Raw genomic sequence first — 16,445 nt, 5'->3', positions numbered from 1 at the left:
TCATTTGTTTCACTTCTCGCTATTTTTCGAGTTAAACCACTAAGCCATCACGAGTTATCAATACTGCCTTATGAATTATCATCAATATCACCCAATCGACGTTGTAAACGGCCCCGGAACACGCTGCACCTTGTTCGTATCGGGTTGTGTGCACCAGTGCCGTGGGTGTTATAACCAGTCGACGCAAAGGTTGGATTCTGGGCATTTGTTCACTCAAGAACTACAAGACCACATTATTGCCGATCTGAATGACCCGCGAATCAAACGTCGTGGCTTGTCGCTTTCTGGTGGTGATCCTCTGCATCCTGCGAATGTGTCTGAAGTGCTTAAGCTTGTTCAGCGTGTAAAAGCTGAATGCGAAGGCAAAGATATCTGGATGTGGACGGGCTACGAGCTAGACGAACTCGATGAAAAGCAGAAGCAAGTGCTGGAATATGTCGATACTTTGATTGATGGTCGCTTTGAGCAAGATAAAGCGGATCCGATGTTGGATTGGCGTGGTAGTTCAAACCAAATTATCCATCGATTCACTGATAACTAAGGCTGTCGTCACTTCGTATTGTTGTAAAACGAAAAAGGGCATCATGGTTAGCGCAATGCAATCAATCAGCCCTTGGGTGTGAGTTCTTTTCGTTTGTTCTAGTAGTTCAAATAAATATTAAGTGGTTAGTTGGTTAGGCTCTTCTATGAGGTTGTTTATCCATTTCTTAGAACGAATTCGCTGGCTAGTTAACGCGATCTTCGCCAGCTCCTCCAGTAACACAATCATCAAAACCCATTCTAAAGACCAGCCAAGCACCAAAGCGGTGAAGTAGGCGAGGGGGATGCCAATCGCCCACTGGCCGAATATGTCGATAAAGATGCTGTAGTTGATGTCCCCACCACTCTTTAAAACACCTCCGATGCCAACCATGTTGAACACTCTCAATATCATCCCTGCCGCCATCACCAAGGCTACGTTGACCGCTGTATCTTTGAGTTCTAGGTGCGTTAAATCGATTAATTGAATAATGGCAGGCTTGGCGATAAAACACAGCAGTGCCAATAGTGTCGCAAGCGCACAGCTTACAAATACATAGCCCCAAGCGGTGTTTTCAACACGTTGATAGTTCTTAGCACCAATCTCATTACCAAGGATGATCGAAGCAGCGACGGCAAAACCTAAGAAAGCTGAAATTAAGATACTTTCCACTGGAGATAGCAGTGAGATGATCGCAAGTTCACCAACCCCGATCTGACCTACAATAACGTTGTAAATCAGTATTCCACCAGCCCATGCCGTGTCGTGAATCAGCATAGGAATCGCAATCTTGAAGTACTTCTTTCTGTGCTTAGGCAATATTGCATCACGCCAACTCTCAATCGTAGGGAATAGATGCGCGTAATGTTTTCTCGCCATAACAAGCAATGCAATCGTCTGAAAGAATCGAGAAGCTGTGGTGCCAATCGCTGCGCCAACCACGCCGAGTTCTGGAAAGCCAAATAGTCCGAAGATCAGCAGAGCATTGAGAATCGCATTGACGATGATTGCCCAAATACTGATCTTGGTGGGCAATTTGGCTTCACCAACCGATCGCAGTGCGCTTTCTAGCGGCACAACGATTGCCGTACCAATAAGGCTGGCTCCTGTTATCCAAAGGTAATCCGTTGCCAAGCGGATGTAATCAGGGTCTGAGGCCACCACAGACACGACTGATTCAGGAGCCAATGTGTAAATCAAAATAAAAGGGATGATGGCAAAGATAGACAAGGCCCAAGATTGCGACAAGACACGTCGAATCCCATTGAAATCGCCCGCACCAAAATATTGCGAAGCTAGCACACTGACTGCACCGCTGATTCCCGATACCATGATTAGGTTAAAGAAGAAGATACGGTTGCCAACACCAACTGCTGCGGTTGCCGCATCACCAAGCTGATTGACCATGAAAATATCGACTACGCCGAGCAATGAAAACAACATGGTTTGCAGAGACACAGGTAAACCGATGTGCAGTAACTTTTGCCAAAAATCTTTGTCTAAATGACGATATGTCGAGAGCATCGCACTTCCCCTGTCGTGAATATGCGAGAAGTGTATCGGCATTTGTTTTAGCTGTATTGTTCAGGTTAATCACAAACTTTTGCCAAACTATCTACTTTTATGGGTTGGCCAATTGAATGAGTTAACAGTGGTATGAGTGATAAACAAGAACGTTACGACATTTCTGAAAAGACCCATCAAGAGTTTGTCGATCAAAGCCATGTATTGGCATTTGAAGAGCTAGGTATCGTTCAATGTGGGACAGCATCGTGCCGCGATTTCTTTTCTGTTTATCGAAAGAACCAACAAAAACATATGCTGCTGTACACCGTAAGAGGCAAAGGGTGGCTTGAAAGTGAAGGGTGTCGATATATTCTAGAGCCGGGGTCGTGCATTACTGTGCCAGCAGGCGTTGAGAACGGTTTTGGTATTGAAGAAGAAACATGGCAAATAGCGTGGATCTTTCTATCGCCTGATAAACAATGGGAGAATGTCGTTACTGATGAGGTGAGTTACACGTTATCCCCAGCAGCAGAAGTCGTCTCATCTTGCATACATACCTTGCTAAGAAGTATTGCTTTGCCAATTGATTTAGGTGGAGCGATTGCCAATCACAGTGTGGCTCAAATCGAGTTCATGATTAACGCGCCGGTTCCGCAGCAACAATCAAGAAATTTGATTCGTTTGAGACGAGTGTTCGACAGTGTTCAAAAGCAGCTTCACAAAGAGTGGAACGTGCATGAACTGGCAAGCCTGTTTCCGTGTTCAGAACCGCATTTTCATCGCTTATGCCAGCGTTACTATTCGCATGGTCCTATGACACACATCATGCGAATGAGGATGGAGTACGCGGCTCGTTTGTTGAAATCCAGCGATTGGTCCATTCAACACATCGGCGAGATTGTTGGGTATCCTAATGCGGCCAATTTCAGTACTCGGTTTAAAGCATGGTCGGGCGTGACACCAAGGCAATTCAAACAAGGCATTTAGCTGAGAATCAACAAGGTACTTCTTAAACAAGCCACTGATCTTTTGATAAAGCACTAAAAGTGTTCGAAATTTGCGCTGTTTTGTGACGTAAAATGACCAATCTCTGATTACTTATTCTAACTAAGCGCTTCTATTAAAAAATGTTTCTGATTTGTCTACGATAATGTTAACGTGAAACTCATTACTTGAATTTCAAAGGGTTGTGACTTTCATGTTTTCACATCTACCAAAACCAACTTTAGATCCAATTCTATCTCTTTCTGTTGCTTACCGCGGCGATACTCGTACTGATAAAGTCGACTTAGGCATTGGCGTTTACAAAAATGACCAAGGCGAAACTCCGATCATGAAAGCCGTTTCTATGGCTCAAGATATCGTTGTTGAAACGCAGAAAACCAAAGCTTACGTTGGCCTAGCAGGCTGTGAAGAGTTCAACCAGAGCATGGTTGATCTGCTGCTTAAAGGGACTTCTGCAATGGATCGCGTTGCTGCGATTCAAACACCAGGTGCAAGTGGAGCACTTCGTATGTTGGGTGACTTAATGAAAGTTTCTCAACCAGACACCACGGTTTGGATTTCAAACCCAAGCTACGTTAACCACAAACCGGTGATGGAGGCGGCAGGCTTAAAAGTTCGATACTACAATTACTTCAGTCCTGAAACGAAGCAAGTTGATACCGCAAGAATGTTGGATGACCTTTCAAAAGCGGGTCCATCAGATGTGGTACTACTGCACGGTTGCTGTCACAACCCAACGGGTGCGGATATCGACTTTGAGGCGTGGCAGGAAATTACCAAACTATCGCAGAAAAATGGCTTCTTGCCGTTTGTTGATATTGCTTACCAAGGCTTTGGTGACGGCTTAGAAGAAGATGCGAAAGGTCTTCAGCATATGGCGAACAACGTGGAAGAGATGTTGATTACCACTTCTTGCTCAAAGAACTTCGGTTTGTACCGAGAAAGAACGGGCGCGGCGATTGTGATTGGTAAGAATAGCGAACACGTTGGCAACGCAAAAGGTAAGCTACTGACGCTTGCTCGCTCAACTTACACGATGCCGCCAGATCACGGTGCGGCTTTGGTGAAAACAATTCTTCAGAATCAAGAGCTAACATCGATTTGGAAGCAAGAGTTGAGTGAAATGCAGCAACGTTTGTTAAATCTGCGCCAAAGTTTATGTGATGAATTGCGAAATACTTATAACACGTCACAATTTGATTTCATTGAAAGCCATAAAGGTATGTTTACTGTACTAGGCTTTAAAGAAACTCAAATGAATCAATTACGTGAAGAATATGGCATCTACGGTGTTGGTGACGGACGCATCAATATTGCAGGCCTTTCTGAATCCCATATTCCTTACGTAGCAAAAGCGATAGCCAACGTATCAAAATAGAAGGTGACTGAATGTATAATTGGAAAGCGATTATAATCCTAATGTTAAGTGGCGGTCTGTTTGCTTGTTCAACTACGACTCAAGCGCCAGTTGAACCAGAGCAAAAGCCTCAGGTCGAACAACCAGTAGTTGATGACTCTTCTAAGCCTGACGCAACTGAAGGCGACAAAGTAACGGAACCTACTGAGAAGCCAGAAGAAGTAAAACCAGCTGAACCAGAAGCAAAGCCAAAACCTGAAGAAAAGCCAGTAGCGAAACCTACAAAAACCAGTGATGGTAAATTGATTCTTGGTGAAGAAGAGTGGGTATTTGTTCCAGGTTTGAAAGAAGCGTTTAAAGCACGTGTCGATACTGGTGCGACAACGTCTTCAATCAGTGCGGTTGATATCGTCGATTTTGAGCGTGACGGAAAAGACTGGGTTAAATTCAAGATTGAACATGATGGCATCACAACAGAAGAGATCAGCTTACCTGTAGAGCGTTGGGTGAAGATCAAACAATCTAGCGCTGAAGGCACACAACGTCGTGCCGTGGTTGTAGCTTCTATCCAAATTGGTGACCTGAAAGACAAAACTGAATTTACACTTGCAGATCGAACGCATCTTTCTTTCCCACTTCTTTTGGGAAGAAGCTTCTTTAGAGATGTTGCGGTTGTCGATGTAAGCCAGAAGTACGTTCAGAAGAAAGTGACTAAATAGACTTAGCTTCTGTTGATTCAGACTTGTTCTGAGACTTTCTCTTTTGGAAAATTGAATCCCTGCTAATTGAATTAGCGGGGATTTTTTCGTTTTACGGTCTAAAATCTTAGTAAATATCGTTAATTCGGCTCTGTTCGTCATCAGGTTACTGTTTAGCCTCGACAACGTGATCCAGATCTCTATATAATCCGCGCTTCGTTTTTGTTTAATCCATACTTTCGTAGTCCTTATTTAGGTTTATTCAGTGACCTAATAACGATCTATCCAGTACACGCTTAGGAATTACTTCTTTGATATCTACCGCGAACATCACAATGCAATTTGGCGCAGAGCCTCTGTTTGAAAACATCTCTGCTAAATTTGGTAACGGAAACCGTTATGGCTTGATCGGCGCCAATGGTTGCGGAAAATCAACGTTCATGAAAATCCTAAGTGGCGCATTAACGCCAAGCTCGGGCAACGTTTCAATCACTCCTGGAGAAAAACTGGGCGTATTGAGCCAAGATCAGTTTGCTTTTGAGCAGTACAGCGTAATCGACGTTGTGATCATGGGCGACAGAAAGTTATGGGAAGTAAAACAAGAGCGTGACCGTATTTACTCTTTGCCTGAAATGAGCGAAGAAGACGGTATGAAAGTGGCAGAGCTTGAAAGCGAGTTCGCTGAAATGGATGGCTATACAGCGGAAAGTCGTGCTGGAGATATTCTTATTCAAGCGGGTATTGAAGAAGAGCTTCATTTTGGCCTGATGCAGCAAGTGGCTCCAGGTTGGAAACTGCGTGTGCTTTTGGCACAAGCATTGTTTGCGAACCCAGACATTCTGTTACTTGATGAACCGACCAACAACTTGGACATTCACACCATCAACTGGCTTGCTGAAGAGCTAAACCAGCGTAAATGTACAATGATCATCATTTCGCACGATAGACACTTCCTGAACTCGGTATGTACGCACATGGCGGACATCGATTACGGTGAACTTCGCATCTACCCAGGTAACTACGAGTACTTCCTAGAAGCATCGGGTTTACGTCGTGAACAACTTCTGGCTTCTAATGCGAAGAAAACGGCAGAAATAAACGAACTGCAAGACTTCGTAAACCGTTTTGGTGCCAATGCATCAAAAGCGAAGCAAGCGAGTTCTCGTGCCAAGAAGATGGAAAAGATCACCCTTGATGAAGTGAAGTCTTCGAGCCGTATGAGCCCATCAATTAACTTCGGCGAAGGTAAAAAGCTGCATCGTCAAGCGCTTGAGCTTCAAGAGCTAGGCCACGGTTTCGAAGGCGAGACGCTATTTGCTGGTGGTAATTTGTTACTTGAGGCGGGTACGCGCCTTGCGGTTATCGGTGAGAACGGCGTAGGTAAAACCACTTTACTACGCTGTCTAGTTGGTGAATTGGAGCAAAACCAAGGTATCGTAAAATGGTCTGAAAACGCATCAGTCGGCTACTGCCCGCAAGATAGCAGCGCAGACTTTGACAACGATTTGAGCATATTCGATTGGATTTCACAGTGGCGTACAGCGAAGCACGATGACTTAATGGTGCGTGGCATTCTAGGTCGTCTGCTGTTTACTGCTGATGACGCAAACAAGAAAGCACGTAACTGTTCTGGTGGTGAGAAGAACCGTCTGCTATTTGGTAAGCTAATGATGCAAGACATCAATGTTCTTGTGATGGACGAACCAACGAACCACATGGATATGGAAGCGATCCAAGCGCTAAATGATGCGCTGAAGGTTTATCCAGGTACGCTTATTTTTGTGAGTCACGACCGTGAGTTTGTATCTTCACTGGCAACACACATCATTGATGTGAAAGACCAGCAATTAGTGAGTTTCCAAGGTACTTATGAAGAGTACCTAGATCATCAGAAAAAGATGCTGATGGTTAACCTGTAACAGTCACTATGCAAGACTGATTGAGGTAGGTGAACTGATACTATTGGTTCATCACCAGAAGAAAATAAAGCCCCCGAGCACCGTTGTGTTCGGGGGCTTTTTGTTAGCTAGTACTAATGATCTTATTAGTACTTGAACAACTGAACTTGGGTATTCAACTGTTGGGCGATGCCACGTAATTCTTCTGAAAGGTGGCGCGAGTTATCGGCTTCCGTCGACATCTTGTCTGACACATCATTAACTAATTGGATGTTTTTGCTTACTTCGCCAGTCACGGTTCTTTGCTCAGATGCCGCATTTGAGATGTGTGACGCCATATCAGAGATCTGCTGGATCGATGTTGCGATCTCTTCAAGCGCTGTGGTGGCATTGTTCGCATCATCAACACTAGATTGAGCTAAGTCTTGGCTACGCTGCATTGATTCAACGGCACTAACACTGTTTTTCTGCAGAGTCTCAATCATTTCACGAATCTCATCAGTAGAGCTGTGAGTGCGTTGAGATAGCACGCGTACTTCATCTGCAACCACTGCGAAACCACGACCTTGTTCACCAGCACGTGCCGCTTCAATCGCTGCATTAAGTGCAAGTAGGTTAGTTTGCTCTGCGATGTCTGAAATTGTTGAAAGGATCGCGTTAATGTCTAGGGCATTCTTTTCAAGCTCTTGAATGATGCCCGATGCATTTTCTACCTGTTGTGCAAGGTTAGTGATTGAATCTTGATTACGAATAATCACACGCTTGCCTTGCTCACAGTTTTCAGTAGAACTGATCGCTGAATCTGCTGTCATCTGTGCGTTGTTTGCCACTTCCTCAGCCGTTGCCGACATCTCGTGAACTGCGGTTGCGATTTGCGAGATCTCATGCAGTTGAACTGTTAGGCCATCGCTCGTTTGGCGAGCAACATTGGTACTGACTTCAGATTGCTCGTTCAATTGGCTAGAAGAGTCTGCGATATCACGGACAATTTCTTGTAGCTTAGCGATGAACGCATTCACGTGATGAGCCAGTGTGCCAATTTCGTCCTTGCTGTTGACGGTAATACGTTGGGTTAAATCACCATCGCCTTTAGATAGTGCTTCCATTGCTGAACTTAACGTTGTTAGGGGGGCGAGTGCTTTCTTAATGACAAACATTGCCACAAATGCAATAACGGCAAGCTGAATCAGGCCAAAGATGGCCGATTGGCGAAGCAACGAGCGGTAAGAAGCAAAAGATTGGGATTTATCGATAACGACAGTGAAGTACCAGTCGGTATGAGGAACTTTTTTCGCTGAAAGCAGAGACTCCGCGCCGTCGATGCTCATCTCCTCAAAACCCGGATCTTGAGATAGCGATTTGATCTTATTCGCTGAGAGGTTTTGTGAGACGTTAGCAACTGATTTAAGCGTAAGGTCACGGTCTCTGTGGGCAACAATTTTACCATTTCCATCGACAAGGAATGCGTAAACGCCTGGCTGCTCAATGCTTACAACATCGTTAATCAACGTATTTAGGTTAAGATCTGCGCCAATAACACCTGAATACCCGTTGGTATTGAAAGGGCTGGCAATGGTCACGACAAGGTCATTGGTTGCCACATCGACGTAGGGTTCTGTCACTACTGTTTTGCCTGTAGACATTGGTACTTTGTACCAGTCGCGAGTGCGAGGGTCATAACCTTCGGGTACGGGCAAATCGACACCTTGTAGGAAACGGCCGTCAGAAAGTCCAGCATACGCAATTTGGAATCGACCTGCGTTAGTACTTTGGGTGAAATAGCTTTTTGGATCGTCCGTGTATTTGAACGCGTCTTTCGCTGCATTTACAACGTTAATACGACCTTCTATCCACTTTTCAATTCCAGAAACATTGGCCTCGGTAAGCGTGGTCGAATATTGTTGGATAGAACGGTAAGTTTCGTTCAACAGTTGCTTGCCAGTGATATAAGTTTGAATCATCGTCATGGCGAAGATAATGACAACAAACATCAACGTTAGTTTGTTCTTAATAGAAATGCTGCTTACACCCATTAAGGTACTCCATTTTCAGCAAAATTTTCGCAAAGAGTATCAGTACGCCATATTGCAGTAAAGCTGTTTTATCAATTGGCATTTATTAATAATTTAATTGTATAAAAGGTACTAGAGCGGTTGTGATTGGATGGCCCAAATCAAGAATAGAACGCAGCGTGTCGTGAAGCTGTTTGTATAAAACTGATGGTAAAAGATGAGAACGAAAAAAGGCTAACAGGTAAAGAACCCATTAGCCTTAAAATCATGCTGTAAATGAATAATCAATAAGAATTAGCCACTTACATTAGGGGGTATAGTGAGCTTAGAAGCCGAATCGAGCAGACATTAACAGCTGATGTCCGTATGTACCGTTATTGCGCATATCTAGACCAACAGACAGTTGTTCTGTTGAATGGAAACGGGCACCAATACCCACGATTGAGCGAGTATCATCATTGTCGATCAGCTGACCAAGGCGAGCGTTAACTTCAACGTTTGCCATTAACCACGCTCTTAAGCCTAGGTTAATTTCAGTCTTGATGTGGTTGTCGTCATTGCGCTCAATGTTGTGAAGTAGCATTTGGCCAGTCACATCAGCAAATTGACTAATTGGACCGTTAAAACCCATACCGACAGCAGCATCCCAATCACTTTCAAATTCTGAATCGATGCGAGCCACAAAGTGTGAGTTCTGAGTAAACATGGTTGTGACTTCACCACCGAAAGTACTAGGGCTGGTACCCATGCGCAGCTCGAATGTGTTGTAGTTAAAGTTGTTTGCAGACGCAGAGAATGAACACAGTGCAGCTAGTCCTAAAAGGACAGTCTTGTTAGTGCAACCTAGCATGGTGACTCCATATAAATGTATTTTGCGGCAGTATAATACAAAAAAGCCTGCAATATGCAGGCCAATTTATTTGAAGTCGTTAGTTTTATATTTGTCGGTTATAGAATTTGGATGTGGTCAACCTCGATTTCCGGTGTTTTGCCACCTTCGTATTCACCGAAGATACGTACTTTGGTATCTGCTGTTAACGGTTGTGCTAGACGGATATCGTCGTCCAGTTCAATTTGAATTTCGCTCTGGCCGTCAGAGAAGATAAATGTGTCGTTCTTAAGTTGACGAACAATCTTGCCGTCTACAATCGCGTCTTGCTCAGAAAACATGCTTGTGTCTGCAAGTAGGGTCGCTACAGAAACGGTTTCAATAGGTCCTGTGTAAGCAATCGGGCTCTCGTGCTTGTTACCTTTGTGGTCACCAGCCATTGCGAAAGTTGGAGCAAGAATAATAGTGGTTGCGATAGCTAATACAGTTTTTTTCATGGTGAATCCCTTAATGTTGTTTGTTAGTTGAAACGTTTTGTTTCGATGAGGCTATTAAACAACACTCGGTTTGAATCTAGAGTGAGTAACACATTCATTTTCCATTCATTTTATTGAGCATCGAGTCGCCAATGACGTTAAGATGGTTAAAGAGAAGTATTGCCTGCGGGCTGAGAAATTAAGGATTTAAGTACGAATGCGAGCACCATTGAACGCCCTTATGGTTCAGGGAACCACATCAGATGCCGGAAAAAGTGTATTGGTGGCAGGTTTATGCCGTGTTTTGGCTAGGAAAGGCATTAAAGTGGCACCTTTTAAGCCACAGAACATGGCTTTGAATAGTGCCGTGACCAAAGACGGCGGCGAAATTGGCCGCGCTCAAGCCGTTCAGGCACAAGCTTGTAATATTGAACCTTCAGTGCACATGAACCCTGTATTGCTTAAACCCAATTCTGATACTGGCGCTCAAGTGATTCTGCAAGGGCGCGCATTAAGTAACATGGAGGCTACGGGCTACCATGATTATAAGAAAGTCGCGATGAATACAGTAATCGATTCTTTTGATCGACTTTTGGATGAATACGAAAGCGTGATGATCGAAGGGGCGGGAAGTCCTGCAGAAATCAACCTTCGCGAGAATGATATCGCGAACATGGGATTCGCTGAAAAGGCAGATATCCCAGTGATTATTGTGGCTGATATTGACCGTGGTGGTGTATTTGCGCACCTGTATGGCACATTAGCTCTGTTATCTGAATCTGAACAAGCTCGTGTAAAAGGGTTTGTGATTAACCGTTTTAGAGGCGATATCGCGCTGCTTCAGTCGGGCCTTGATTGGCTAGAAGAGAAAACGGGCAAGCCTGTAATAGGTGTGTTGCCATATCTGCATGGCTTTAATTTGGAAGCTGAAGATGCCATTACCTCCGCTCAAGAATCCGATGGAGAGGCTAAGCTAAAAGTCGTGGTACCTGTTCTAACACGAATCAGCAACCATACGGACTTTGATGCGTTGAGACTTAATCCTTCAATTGATCTTCGTTACGTCGGTAAAGGTGAGCGTTTGAACAACGCTGATTTGATCATCTTACCGGGTACTAAGTCAGTAAGAGCCGATTTGGATTATTTGAAGCAGCAAGGTTGGGACAAAGACATTCAGCGTCACCTGCGTTTAGGTGGCAAAGTGATGGGCATATGTGGTGGTTATCAGATGCTCGGTAATCTTATCCACGATCCTGATGGCGTTGAAGGCGAGCCGGGAAGCAGTGAAGGGTTAGGGTACCTTGATGCTGAAACCACGTTAACGCAACAGAAAACGTTAACGAACGTGTTTGGGAATTTAAGCCTAAATGGAAAGTCAGCACCAGTAAAAGGGTATGAAATTCACGTAGGTAGGACTGATGTCAATGAAATAGCATTACCGGTTCAGTTAGAATCTGGCAACCTTGATGGCGCGATAAACTCAGACAACTCGATATTTGGTACCTACTTGCACGGTGTATTGGATAACAGCGATGCGTTATCCCTGATTTGTGAATGGGCAGGTGCTAATGAAGTAGCAGCGATTGACCACGAACAACTGAAAGAGTTGGGTATTAATCGAATCGCCGATGCCATCGAAGAGCACTTAAATCTTGACCTGCTTTGGCCTGAGCTGAAACAAACTGACCAAGAAATTAAAAGAACAACAGATAAGTGAGAGCAATGAAAAAACTAGTCATTCTTTTAGCGGTAGCGTTAACCACCTCATTGAGTCCTGCTCATGCTTTGGCTGCCGAGAAACTCCGTGTCTATGCGGCATCATCTATGACTAATGCGGTGAATCTGTTAGTTGAAGAGTTTGAGAAAAACCATTCTGTTGACGTTATTCCTGTCTATGCCAGCACATCTTCATTGGTACGACAGATCGAAAGAGGTGCACCAGCAGACATCTTTATCTCGGCAAATGAAAAATGGATGACTCATCTTGTCGATCGAAACTATGTTTCTAGTGACAATGTCACAAATCTTTGTGAGAACGAGCTTGTGCTAATCTCTCCAAAGGAAGATTCAATTTCATTTGATATTTCAAAAGGTGAGCAGTGGTCTAAACTTCTTGATAATGAAAGGCTTGCAGTTGGCAACACCATGTCGGTTCCTGCTGGTATCTATGCGAAAGAAGCGCTAGAAAAACTGGCTGTTTGGGATGAGGTCAAGACACGATTAGCACCAAGTAATAACGTTCGTATGGCATTGGCATTGGTAGAGCGCAATGAAGCTAAGCTCGGTATTGTTTACAAAACGGATGCGCTATTATCTAAGGAAGTGAGTCTTGTATCGACGTTCCCGGTAGATTTGCATACACCAATACGTTACCCTGTAGCGAAACTGAGTGACCAAGCGGTTGCTCAGGAGTTCTATACTTTCCTTAGTAGCGAGCAAGCGAAGGACATTTTGAACAGTTTTGGTTTTGAAGTGCGTTAAATGATGTACCTATCGGAATACGAATACCAAGCTTTAATGCTTAGCTTGAAAGTGGCTGGATTTGCTATCCTATGGCTGATCCCAATCGGGATTGGCCTCGCGTGGCTGCTTGCAAAAAAGCAGTTTGTGGGAAAAAGCATTCTAGAGAGTATTGTTCACCTACCTTTGGTGTTGCCTCCAGTGGTGATTGGCTATTTGTTGCTGGTGATGATGGGTAGACAAGGCATTATCGGCTCTTGGCTGAATGAGGTGTTTGGTATCGTATTCAGCTTTAGTTGGAAAGGCGCGGCATTAGCCTGTGTCGTAGTAGCACTGCCATTAATGGTTCGTTCAATTCGTTTAAGCTTAGAAACGGTCGACAGTAAATTGGAAGAGGCGGCCGCCACATTAGGCGCTTCACCAGTCAGAGTATTCTTTACTATCACCTTGCCTTTAATGATCCCTGGGATCATTACGGGAACCATGCTTTCATTTGCGCGAAGCCTTGGTGAGTTTGGTGCTACGATCAGCTTTGTATCCAATATCCCGGGTGAAACTCAAACCATTCCACTGGCTATGTATACCTTTATTGAAACTCCAGGTGCTGAAATGGAAGCCGCACGCCTGTGTGCAATTTCTATTGTGATAGCGCTAGGTTCATTGATGTTGTCTGAATGGTTAAACAGAAAGTCGGCACAACGCTTGGGAGGTAATGCATGAGTGCTTTGATCCTCCAATACCAACAGCAGCTTGGTGAAACCTTCTTCGATATCGACTTAGAACTGCCAAGCCGTGGTATCACGGCGATCTTTGGTCGCTCTGGGGCGGGTAAAACCTCTTTAATCAATGCCATTAGTGGCCTTAAACAGCCAGATAAAGGTTTGATCAGTGTGTCGGGGACAACCTTGTTCGACAGTGTACAAGGGATTAACTTGCCAACGCATAAGCGCAATGTGGGCTATGTGTTTCAAGAGTCACGATTGTTCCCTCATATGAAGGTATCGGCGAATCTTAAATACGGTGTTAAAGGCACAGATAAAGCGCACTTTGATCAGATCGTGTCTCTGCTTTTATTAAACTCGTTGCTAGATCGTTATCCGGCTAGTTTATCTGGCGGAGAGAAGCAGCGTGTGGCAATTGGCCGAGCTCTGTTATCTAAGCCAAGCATTTTGTTGATGGATGAGCCATTGGCATCTCTTGATTTACCTAGAAAGCGTGAAGTGATGCCGTTTCTGGAGAACTTATCCGAGACCGTACAAATTCCGATTATTTACGTCACTCACAGCCTCAACGAAATCTTACGATTGGCGAATCACTTGGTCATCATTGACCAAGGTAAGGTAGTGTCGTCTGGTGTGACCGAACAGGTATGGGCGTCACGTGCGATGCAGCCTTGGCAGTCTTTCTCAGAGCAAAGCTCACTGTTTGAAGCGAAACTGGCAGAGCACAACGACGATTACGCTTTGTCTCGTTTAATGCTCGGAAAGTCTACGTCTTTGTGGGTTCAGAAAGTGTCGAGTGAGATTGGGGCTACCGTAAGGCTTCAGGTTAGGGCAAATGATGTCTCGATCACGCTAGAGGAGCCAAAAGGCACTTCAATCCGTAACATTCTTCCTGTGTCGATTAAAAGCGTAGAGACGCATCAACAAGGGAGCAATAAGCAGAGTGTGGCGGTTGAGTTGGAATTGGAGCCTGGCTGTTATCTATGGGCAACCATTACATCTTGGGCATTGGATGAGCTTGGCCTTAAAGTCGGCCAGCAAGTATTTGCCCAGATTAAGGGCGTGAGTGTAGCTCAAAGAGACATTGCCGTTACTCATTAAAAGTTAACGCGACTTGTCTGCTTTGGAGTTCTTGTTTAGAAGATATTGGCTTTAGATTAGGTAAAACTCGATCTTGATTCCATGAGTGGGAACATGCGTCATTTTTATACGGTATAAACTTCGGTTTTGAGCCACACTGTATGAGTGCAAAGTCATATTATTTGCACAGCACAAGAGCGGCGTGAAGTATTGATGAATCGCAGATAAGCGACCAATAGAAAAAGCAGTGGGTATAAAAAAGCCGCTTGTTTAAAGCAACAGGCGGCTTAGCATCAGTATCACTGTTTGCGTTCAACCTAATCTAAGGTTGAGCAATGGCTTATTTAGTGAAAACTTCTTTAAAATCACGCTTCAAGATAGCATCACGACGAGCTTTCTTGATTTGTTTAACCATGTCTTTTACACAGTTGTGTAGAACTTGGTCTAGTAGTTGAGCGCGGTACTCTTCTTTTTCTTCGTCAGTCATGCCTTCTGGAAGTTTAAGAGTAGGGAACTCTTCCATCACGTTAACACCAGCGAAAGCTTGGCTAACCGTGATTAGAGCGTGGAACTGTTCGAAGTTGTCCAAAACATTTTGTGCGCTTGCTGGCAGGCTGTCCCAAGCTTCGCGTACTGCTTCTTCAGACACTTCATGAATAGAAGTAACCATAAAGTGCATCTCTTTTGGCACTTCATCAAATTCGATAACTTGGCGAAGTTCAGGAGAGATTGTGGTTAAATCGATTTCTTGTTGCTCTGTGTTTGTAGCGTCTGACATAGTATTTCTCTTTAAAAAGAAACAATGCTAAAAAGATCTGTAAAAAAGTCAATATAATATAGAGATTAGGGCATGATTTAAGCCCAAAAATGAGCTACTTTGAATATTCAACACTCGATAAAGGTGATGCGATGATAGAAAAGGGATCTTCGATGCGCATATTGCTGGTTGACGATGTTCAGCTAGACAGAATGCAACTTGCTATTCGACTAAAACAATTAGGTCATATTGTTGAAGCTGTCGGCAGCGGTAAAGAAGCCCTGAACGTTTATTCTGGTTTTGATCCAGAGCTCGTCTTGCTTGATATTAGTATGCCTGAAATGGATGGCTTCGAAGTAGCGAACGAGATCCGTGAACGATTCCCTGAATGGGTACCTATTATCTTTCTGAGCGGTCACGAAGAGCCTGAGATGATAGCTAAGGCCATTGATGCGGGTGGTGACGACTATTTGATCAAGCCGGTAAATAAAGTCGTACTCAATTCTAAACTGATTGCCATGCAGCGCATCGCCTACATGAGGCGTGAGCTGAAGCAAAGTACCGCCAAGTTAGAAGAGCTCAACATCCTCCTGCAACAGCAAGCCAATGAAGATGGCCTCACCAAATTGTACAACCGTCGATATATGGATACTAAGCTTGAAGAGAGCATTGCGTGGCACGGAAGACGTAATATATCCATGACGGTGATTCTACTCGATGTAGACTTCTTTAAGCCTTACAACGATAATTACGGGCACATTCAAGGAGATAAGTGCTTACAAGGCCTTGCTAATACCCTAAAGGTACTGTTTGTGAGAGCTGGAGAGTTTGTCGGCCGTTATGGCGGTGAAGAGTTTGTGCTTATCTTGAGTGATACCGACAGTGATGCTGCAGAACAGCAGGCGATTCGTATCAAAGAAGCGCTTTATGATATGAACTACGCACATGAGTATTCTACGATTTCAGACAGAGTGACAGCGTCACAAGGGGTGTTGTCGTTTGTGCCTAATGGCGATGAGTCTTTGGCCTCCATCTATGAGAAGGTCGACCAAGCGCTTTATCAAGCAAAACAAAGCGGTAGAAACACCTATATCCAGCGCAACATTTTAGAGCACACATGATAGC

15 protein-coding genes are annotated in these 16,445 nt (G+C 44.3%); 10 read left to right on the top strand and 5 right to left on the bottom strand.

Annotated elements, in window-relative coordinates; translation table 11 throughout:
* Positions 1–70: 70 nt before the first annotated feature.
* Positions 71–541, top strand: coding sequence for an anaerobic ribonucleoside-triphosphate reductase-activating protein (gene nrdG / locus F0251_RS17540; protein ID WP_171731473.1), 471 nt, complete (start codon positions 71–73; stop codon positions 539–541).
* A gap of 117 nt (positions 542–658) precedes the next feature.
* Here the strand turns inward: nrdG and F0251_RS17535 are convergent, their stop codons facing one another.
* On the bottom strand, positions 659–2,086 hold the full coding sequence (locus F0251_RS17535) for an MATE family efflux transporter (RefSeq protein WP_171731472.1): 1,428 nt from the start codon (positions 2,084–2,086) through the stop codon (positions 659–661).
* 90 nt (positions 2,087–2,176) lie between these two features.
* Between F0251_RS17535 and F0251_RS17530 the strand changes: the two genes are divergently transcribed.
* The 4 genes from F0251_RS17530 (at position 2,177) to F0251_RS17515 (ending at position 7,005) form a co-directional block, all read left to right on the top strand.
* The gene (locus F0251_RS17530) at positions 2,177–3,013 is read left to right on the top strand and encodes an AraC family transcriptional regulator (protein WP_171731471.1); all 837 of its coding nucleotides are present in this window, start codon (positions 2,177–2,179) and stop codon (positions 3,011–3,013) included.
* Positions 3,014–3,224: 211 nt separating this feature from the next.
* Positions 3,225–4,409, top strand: a complete 1,185-nt coding sequence (locus F0251_RS17525; protein WP_061030919.1) for an amino acid aminotransferase — start codon at positions 3,225–3,227, stop codon at positions 4,407–4,409.
* 11 nt (positions 4,410–4,420) lie between these two features.
* Complete coding sequence (locus F0251_RS17520) at positions 4,421–5,107, top strand: RimK/LysX family protein (RefSeq protein WP_061030920.1); 687 nt, start codon at positions 4,421–4,423, stop codon at positions 5,105–5,107.
* Positions 5,108–5,397: 290 nt separating this feature from the next.
* Positions 5,398–7,005, top strand: a complete 1,608-nt coding sequence (locus tag F0251_RS17515) for an ABC-F family ATPase (protein WP_081090279.1) — start codon at positions 5,398–5,400, stop codon at positions 7,003–7,005.
* A 125-nt stretch (positions 7,006–7,130) separates the two neighbouring features.
* On the opposite strand, the gene F0251_RS17510 is transcribed toward F0251_RS17515, so the two are convergent.
* From F0251_RS17510 to F0251_RS17500, 3 genes are all read right to left on the bottom strand, one after another.
* Positions 7,131–9,017 carry a methyl-accepting chemotaxis protein gene (locus F0251_RS17510; RefSeq protein ID WP_061030922.1) on the bottom strand — a complete coding sequence of 629 codons (1,887 nt, stop codon included), beginning with the start codon at positions 9,015–9,017 and terminating at the stop codon, positions 7,131–7,133.
* A gap of 304 nt (positions 9,018–9,321) precedes the next feature.
* Positions 9,322–9,846, bottom strand: a complete 525-nt coding sequence (locus F0251_RS17505) for a hypothetical protein (RefSeq protein ID WP_061030923.1) — start codon at positions 9,844–9,846, stop codon at positions 9,322–9,324.
* A 98-nt stretch (positions 9,847–9,944) separates the two neighbouring features.
* Positions 9,945–10,322 (bottom strand): YgiW/YdeI family stress tolerance OB fold protein, encoded by a 378-nt coding sequence (locus F0251_RS17500; RefSeq protein WP_061030924.1) that lies wholly within the window; start codon positions 10,320–10,322, stop codon positions 9,945–9,947.
* Positions 10,323–10,518: 196 nt separating this feature from the next.
* Between F0251_RS17500 and F0251_RS17495 the strand changes: the two genes are divergently transcribed.
* Genes F0251_RS17495 through modC form a run of 4 tightly spaced genes read left to right on the top strand, consistent with a single transcriptional unit; the run spans position 10,519 to position 14,584 of the window.
* On the top strand, positions 10,519–12,018 hold the full coding sequence (locus F0251_RS17495; RefSeq protein ID WP_061030925.1) for a cobyric acid synthase: 1,500 nt from the start codon (positions 10,519–10,521) through the stop codon (positions 12,016–12,018).
* A 5-nt stretch (positions 12,019–12,023) separates the two neighbouring features.
* Complete coding sequence (gene modA / locus F0251_RS17490; protein ID WP_105058211.1) at positions 12,024–12,782, top strand: molybdate ABC transporter substrate-binding protein; 759 nt, start codon at positions 12,024–12,026, stop codon at positions 12,780–12,782.
* The gene (gene modB / locus F0251_RS17485; protein ID WP_061030927.1) at positions 12,783–13,481 is read left to right on the top strand and encodes a molybdate ABC transporter permease subunit; all 699 of its coding nucleotides are present in this window, start codon (positions 12,783–12,785) and stop codon (positions 13,479–13,481) included.
* A complete protein-coding gene (modC, locus tag F0251_RS17480) occupies positions 13,478–14,584 on the top strand; it encodes a molybdenum ABC transporter ATP-binding protein ModC (protein ID WP_171731470.1) in 1,107 nt (368 codons plus the stop codon). Before modB ends, modC begins: the two co-directional genes overlap by 4 nt.
* A 319-nt stretch (positions 14,585–14,903) precedes the next feature.
* Here modC and F0251_RS17475 read toward each other — a convergent pair whose 3' ends face one another.
* Positions 14,904–15,341, bottom strand: coding sequence for a DUF3069 domain-containing protein (locus F0251_RS17475; RefSeq protein ID WP_008224132.1), 438 nt, complete (start codon positions 15,339–15,341; stop codon positions 14,904–14,906).
* Positions 15,342–15,472: 131 nt separating this feature from the next.
* Here F0251_RS17475 and F0251_RS17470 point away from each other — a divergent pair, with 131 nt between their 5' ends.
* Entirely contained in the window at positions 15,473–16,441 is a 969-nt protein-coding gene (locus tag F0251_RS17470; protein ID WP_171731495.1) for a diguanylate cyclase, read from the top strand.
* Positions 16,442–16,445: the final 4 nt, after the last annotated feature.

Source organism: Vibrio sp. 070316B, from assembly GCF_013114115.1.
Classification (GTDB): Bacteria; Pseudomonadota; Gammaproteobacteria; order Enterobacterales; family Vibrionaceae; genus Vibrio; species Vibrio chagasii_B.
Note: the sequence above shows the minus strand (reverse complement) of the source record. Positions and strands in the feature narration are given on the sequence as shown.

What these genes read in the sequence shown, in the direction of transcription:
- nrdG (WP_171731473.1), top strand. Translation starts at nt 71, where the DNA reads ATGAATTATCATCAATATCACCCAATCGACGTTGTAAACGGCCCCGGA.
- F0251_RS17535 (WP_171731472.1), bottom strand. Translation starts at nt 2,086, where the DNA reads ATGCCGATACACTTCTCGCATATTCACGACAGGGGAAGTGCGATGCTC.
- F0251_RS17530 (WP_171731471.1), top strand. Translation starts at nt 2,177, where the DNA reads ATGAGTGATAAACAAGAACGTTACGACATTTCTGAAAAGACCCATCAA.
- F0251_RS17525 (WP_061030919.1), top strand. Translation starts at nt 3,225, where the DNA reads ATGTTTTCACATCTACCAAAACCAACTTTAGATCCAATTCTATCTCTT.
- F0251_RS17520 (WP_061030920.1), top strand. Translation starts at nt 4,421, where the DNA reads ATGTATAATTGGAAAGCGATTATAATCCTAATGTTAAGTGGCGGTCTG.
- F0251_RS17510 (WP_061030922.1), bottom strand. Translation starts at nt 9,017, where the DNA reads ATGGGTGTAAGCAGCATTTCTATTAAGAACAAACTAACGTTGATGTTT.
- F0251_RS17505 (WP_061030923.1), bottom strand. Translation starts at nt 9,846, where the DNA reads ATGCTAGGTTGCACTAACAAGACTGTCCTTTTAGGACTAGCTGCACTG.
- F0251_RS17500 (WP_061030924.1), bottom strand. Translation starts at nt 10,322, where the DNA reads ATGAAAAAAACTGTATTAGCTATCGCAACCACTATTATTCTTGCTCCA.
- F0251_RS17495 (WP_061030925.1), top strand. Translation starts at nt 10,519, where the DNA reads ATGCGAGCACCATTGAACGCCCTTATGGTTCAGGGAACCACATCAGAT.
- modA (WP_105058211.1), top strand. Translation starts at nt 12,024, where the DNA reads ATGAAAAAACTAGTCATTCTTTTAGCGGTAGCGTTAACCACCTCATTG.
- modB (WP_061030927.1), top strand. Translation starts at nt 12,783, where the DNA reads ATGATGTACCTATCGGAATACGAATACCAAGCTTTAATGCTTAGCTTG.
- modC (WP_171731470.1), top strand. Translation starts at nt 13,478, where the DNA reads ATGAGTGCTTTGATCCTCCAATACCAACAGCAGCTTGGTGAAACCTTC.
- F0251_RS17475 (WP_008224132.1), bottom strand. Translation starts at nt 15,341, where the DNA reads ATGTCAGACGCTACAAACACAGAGCAACAAGAAATCGATTTAACCACA.
- F0251_RS17470 (WP_171731495.1), top strand. Translation starts at nt 15,473, where the DNA reads ATGATAGAAAAGGGATCTTCGATGCGCATATTGCTGGTTGACGATGTT.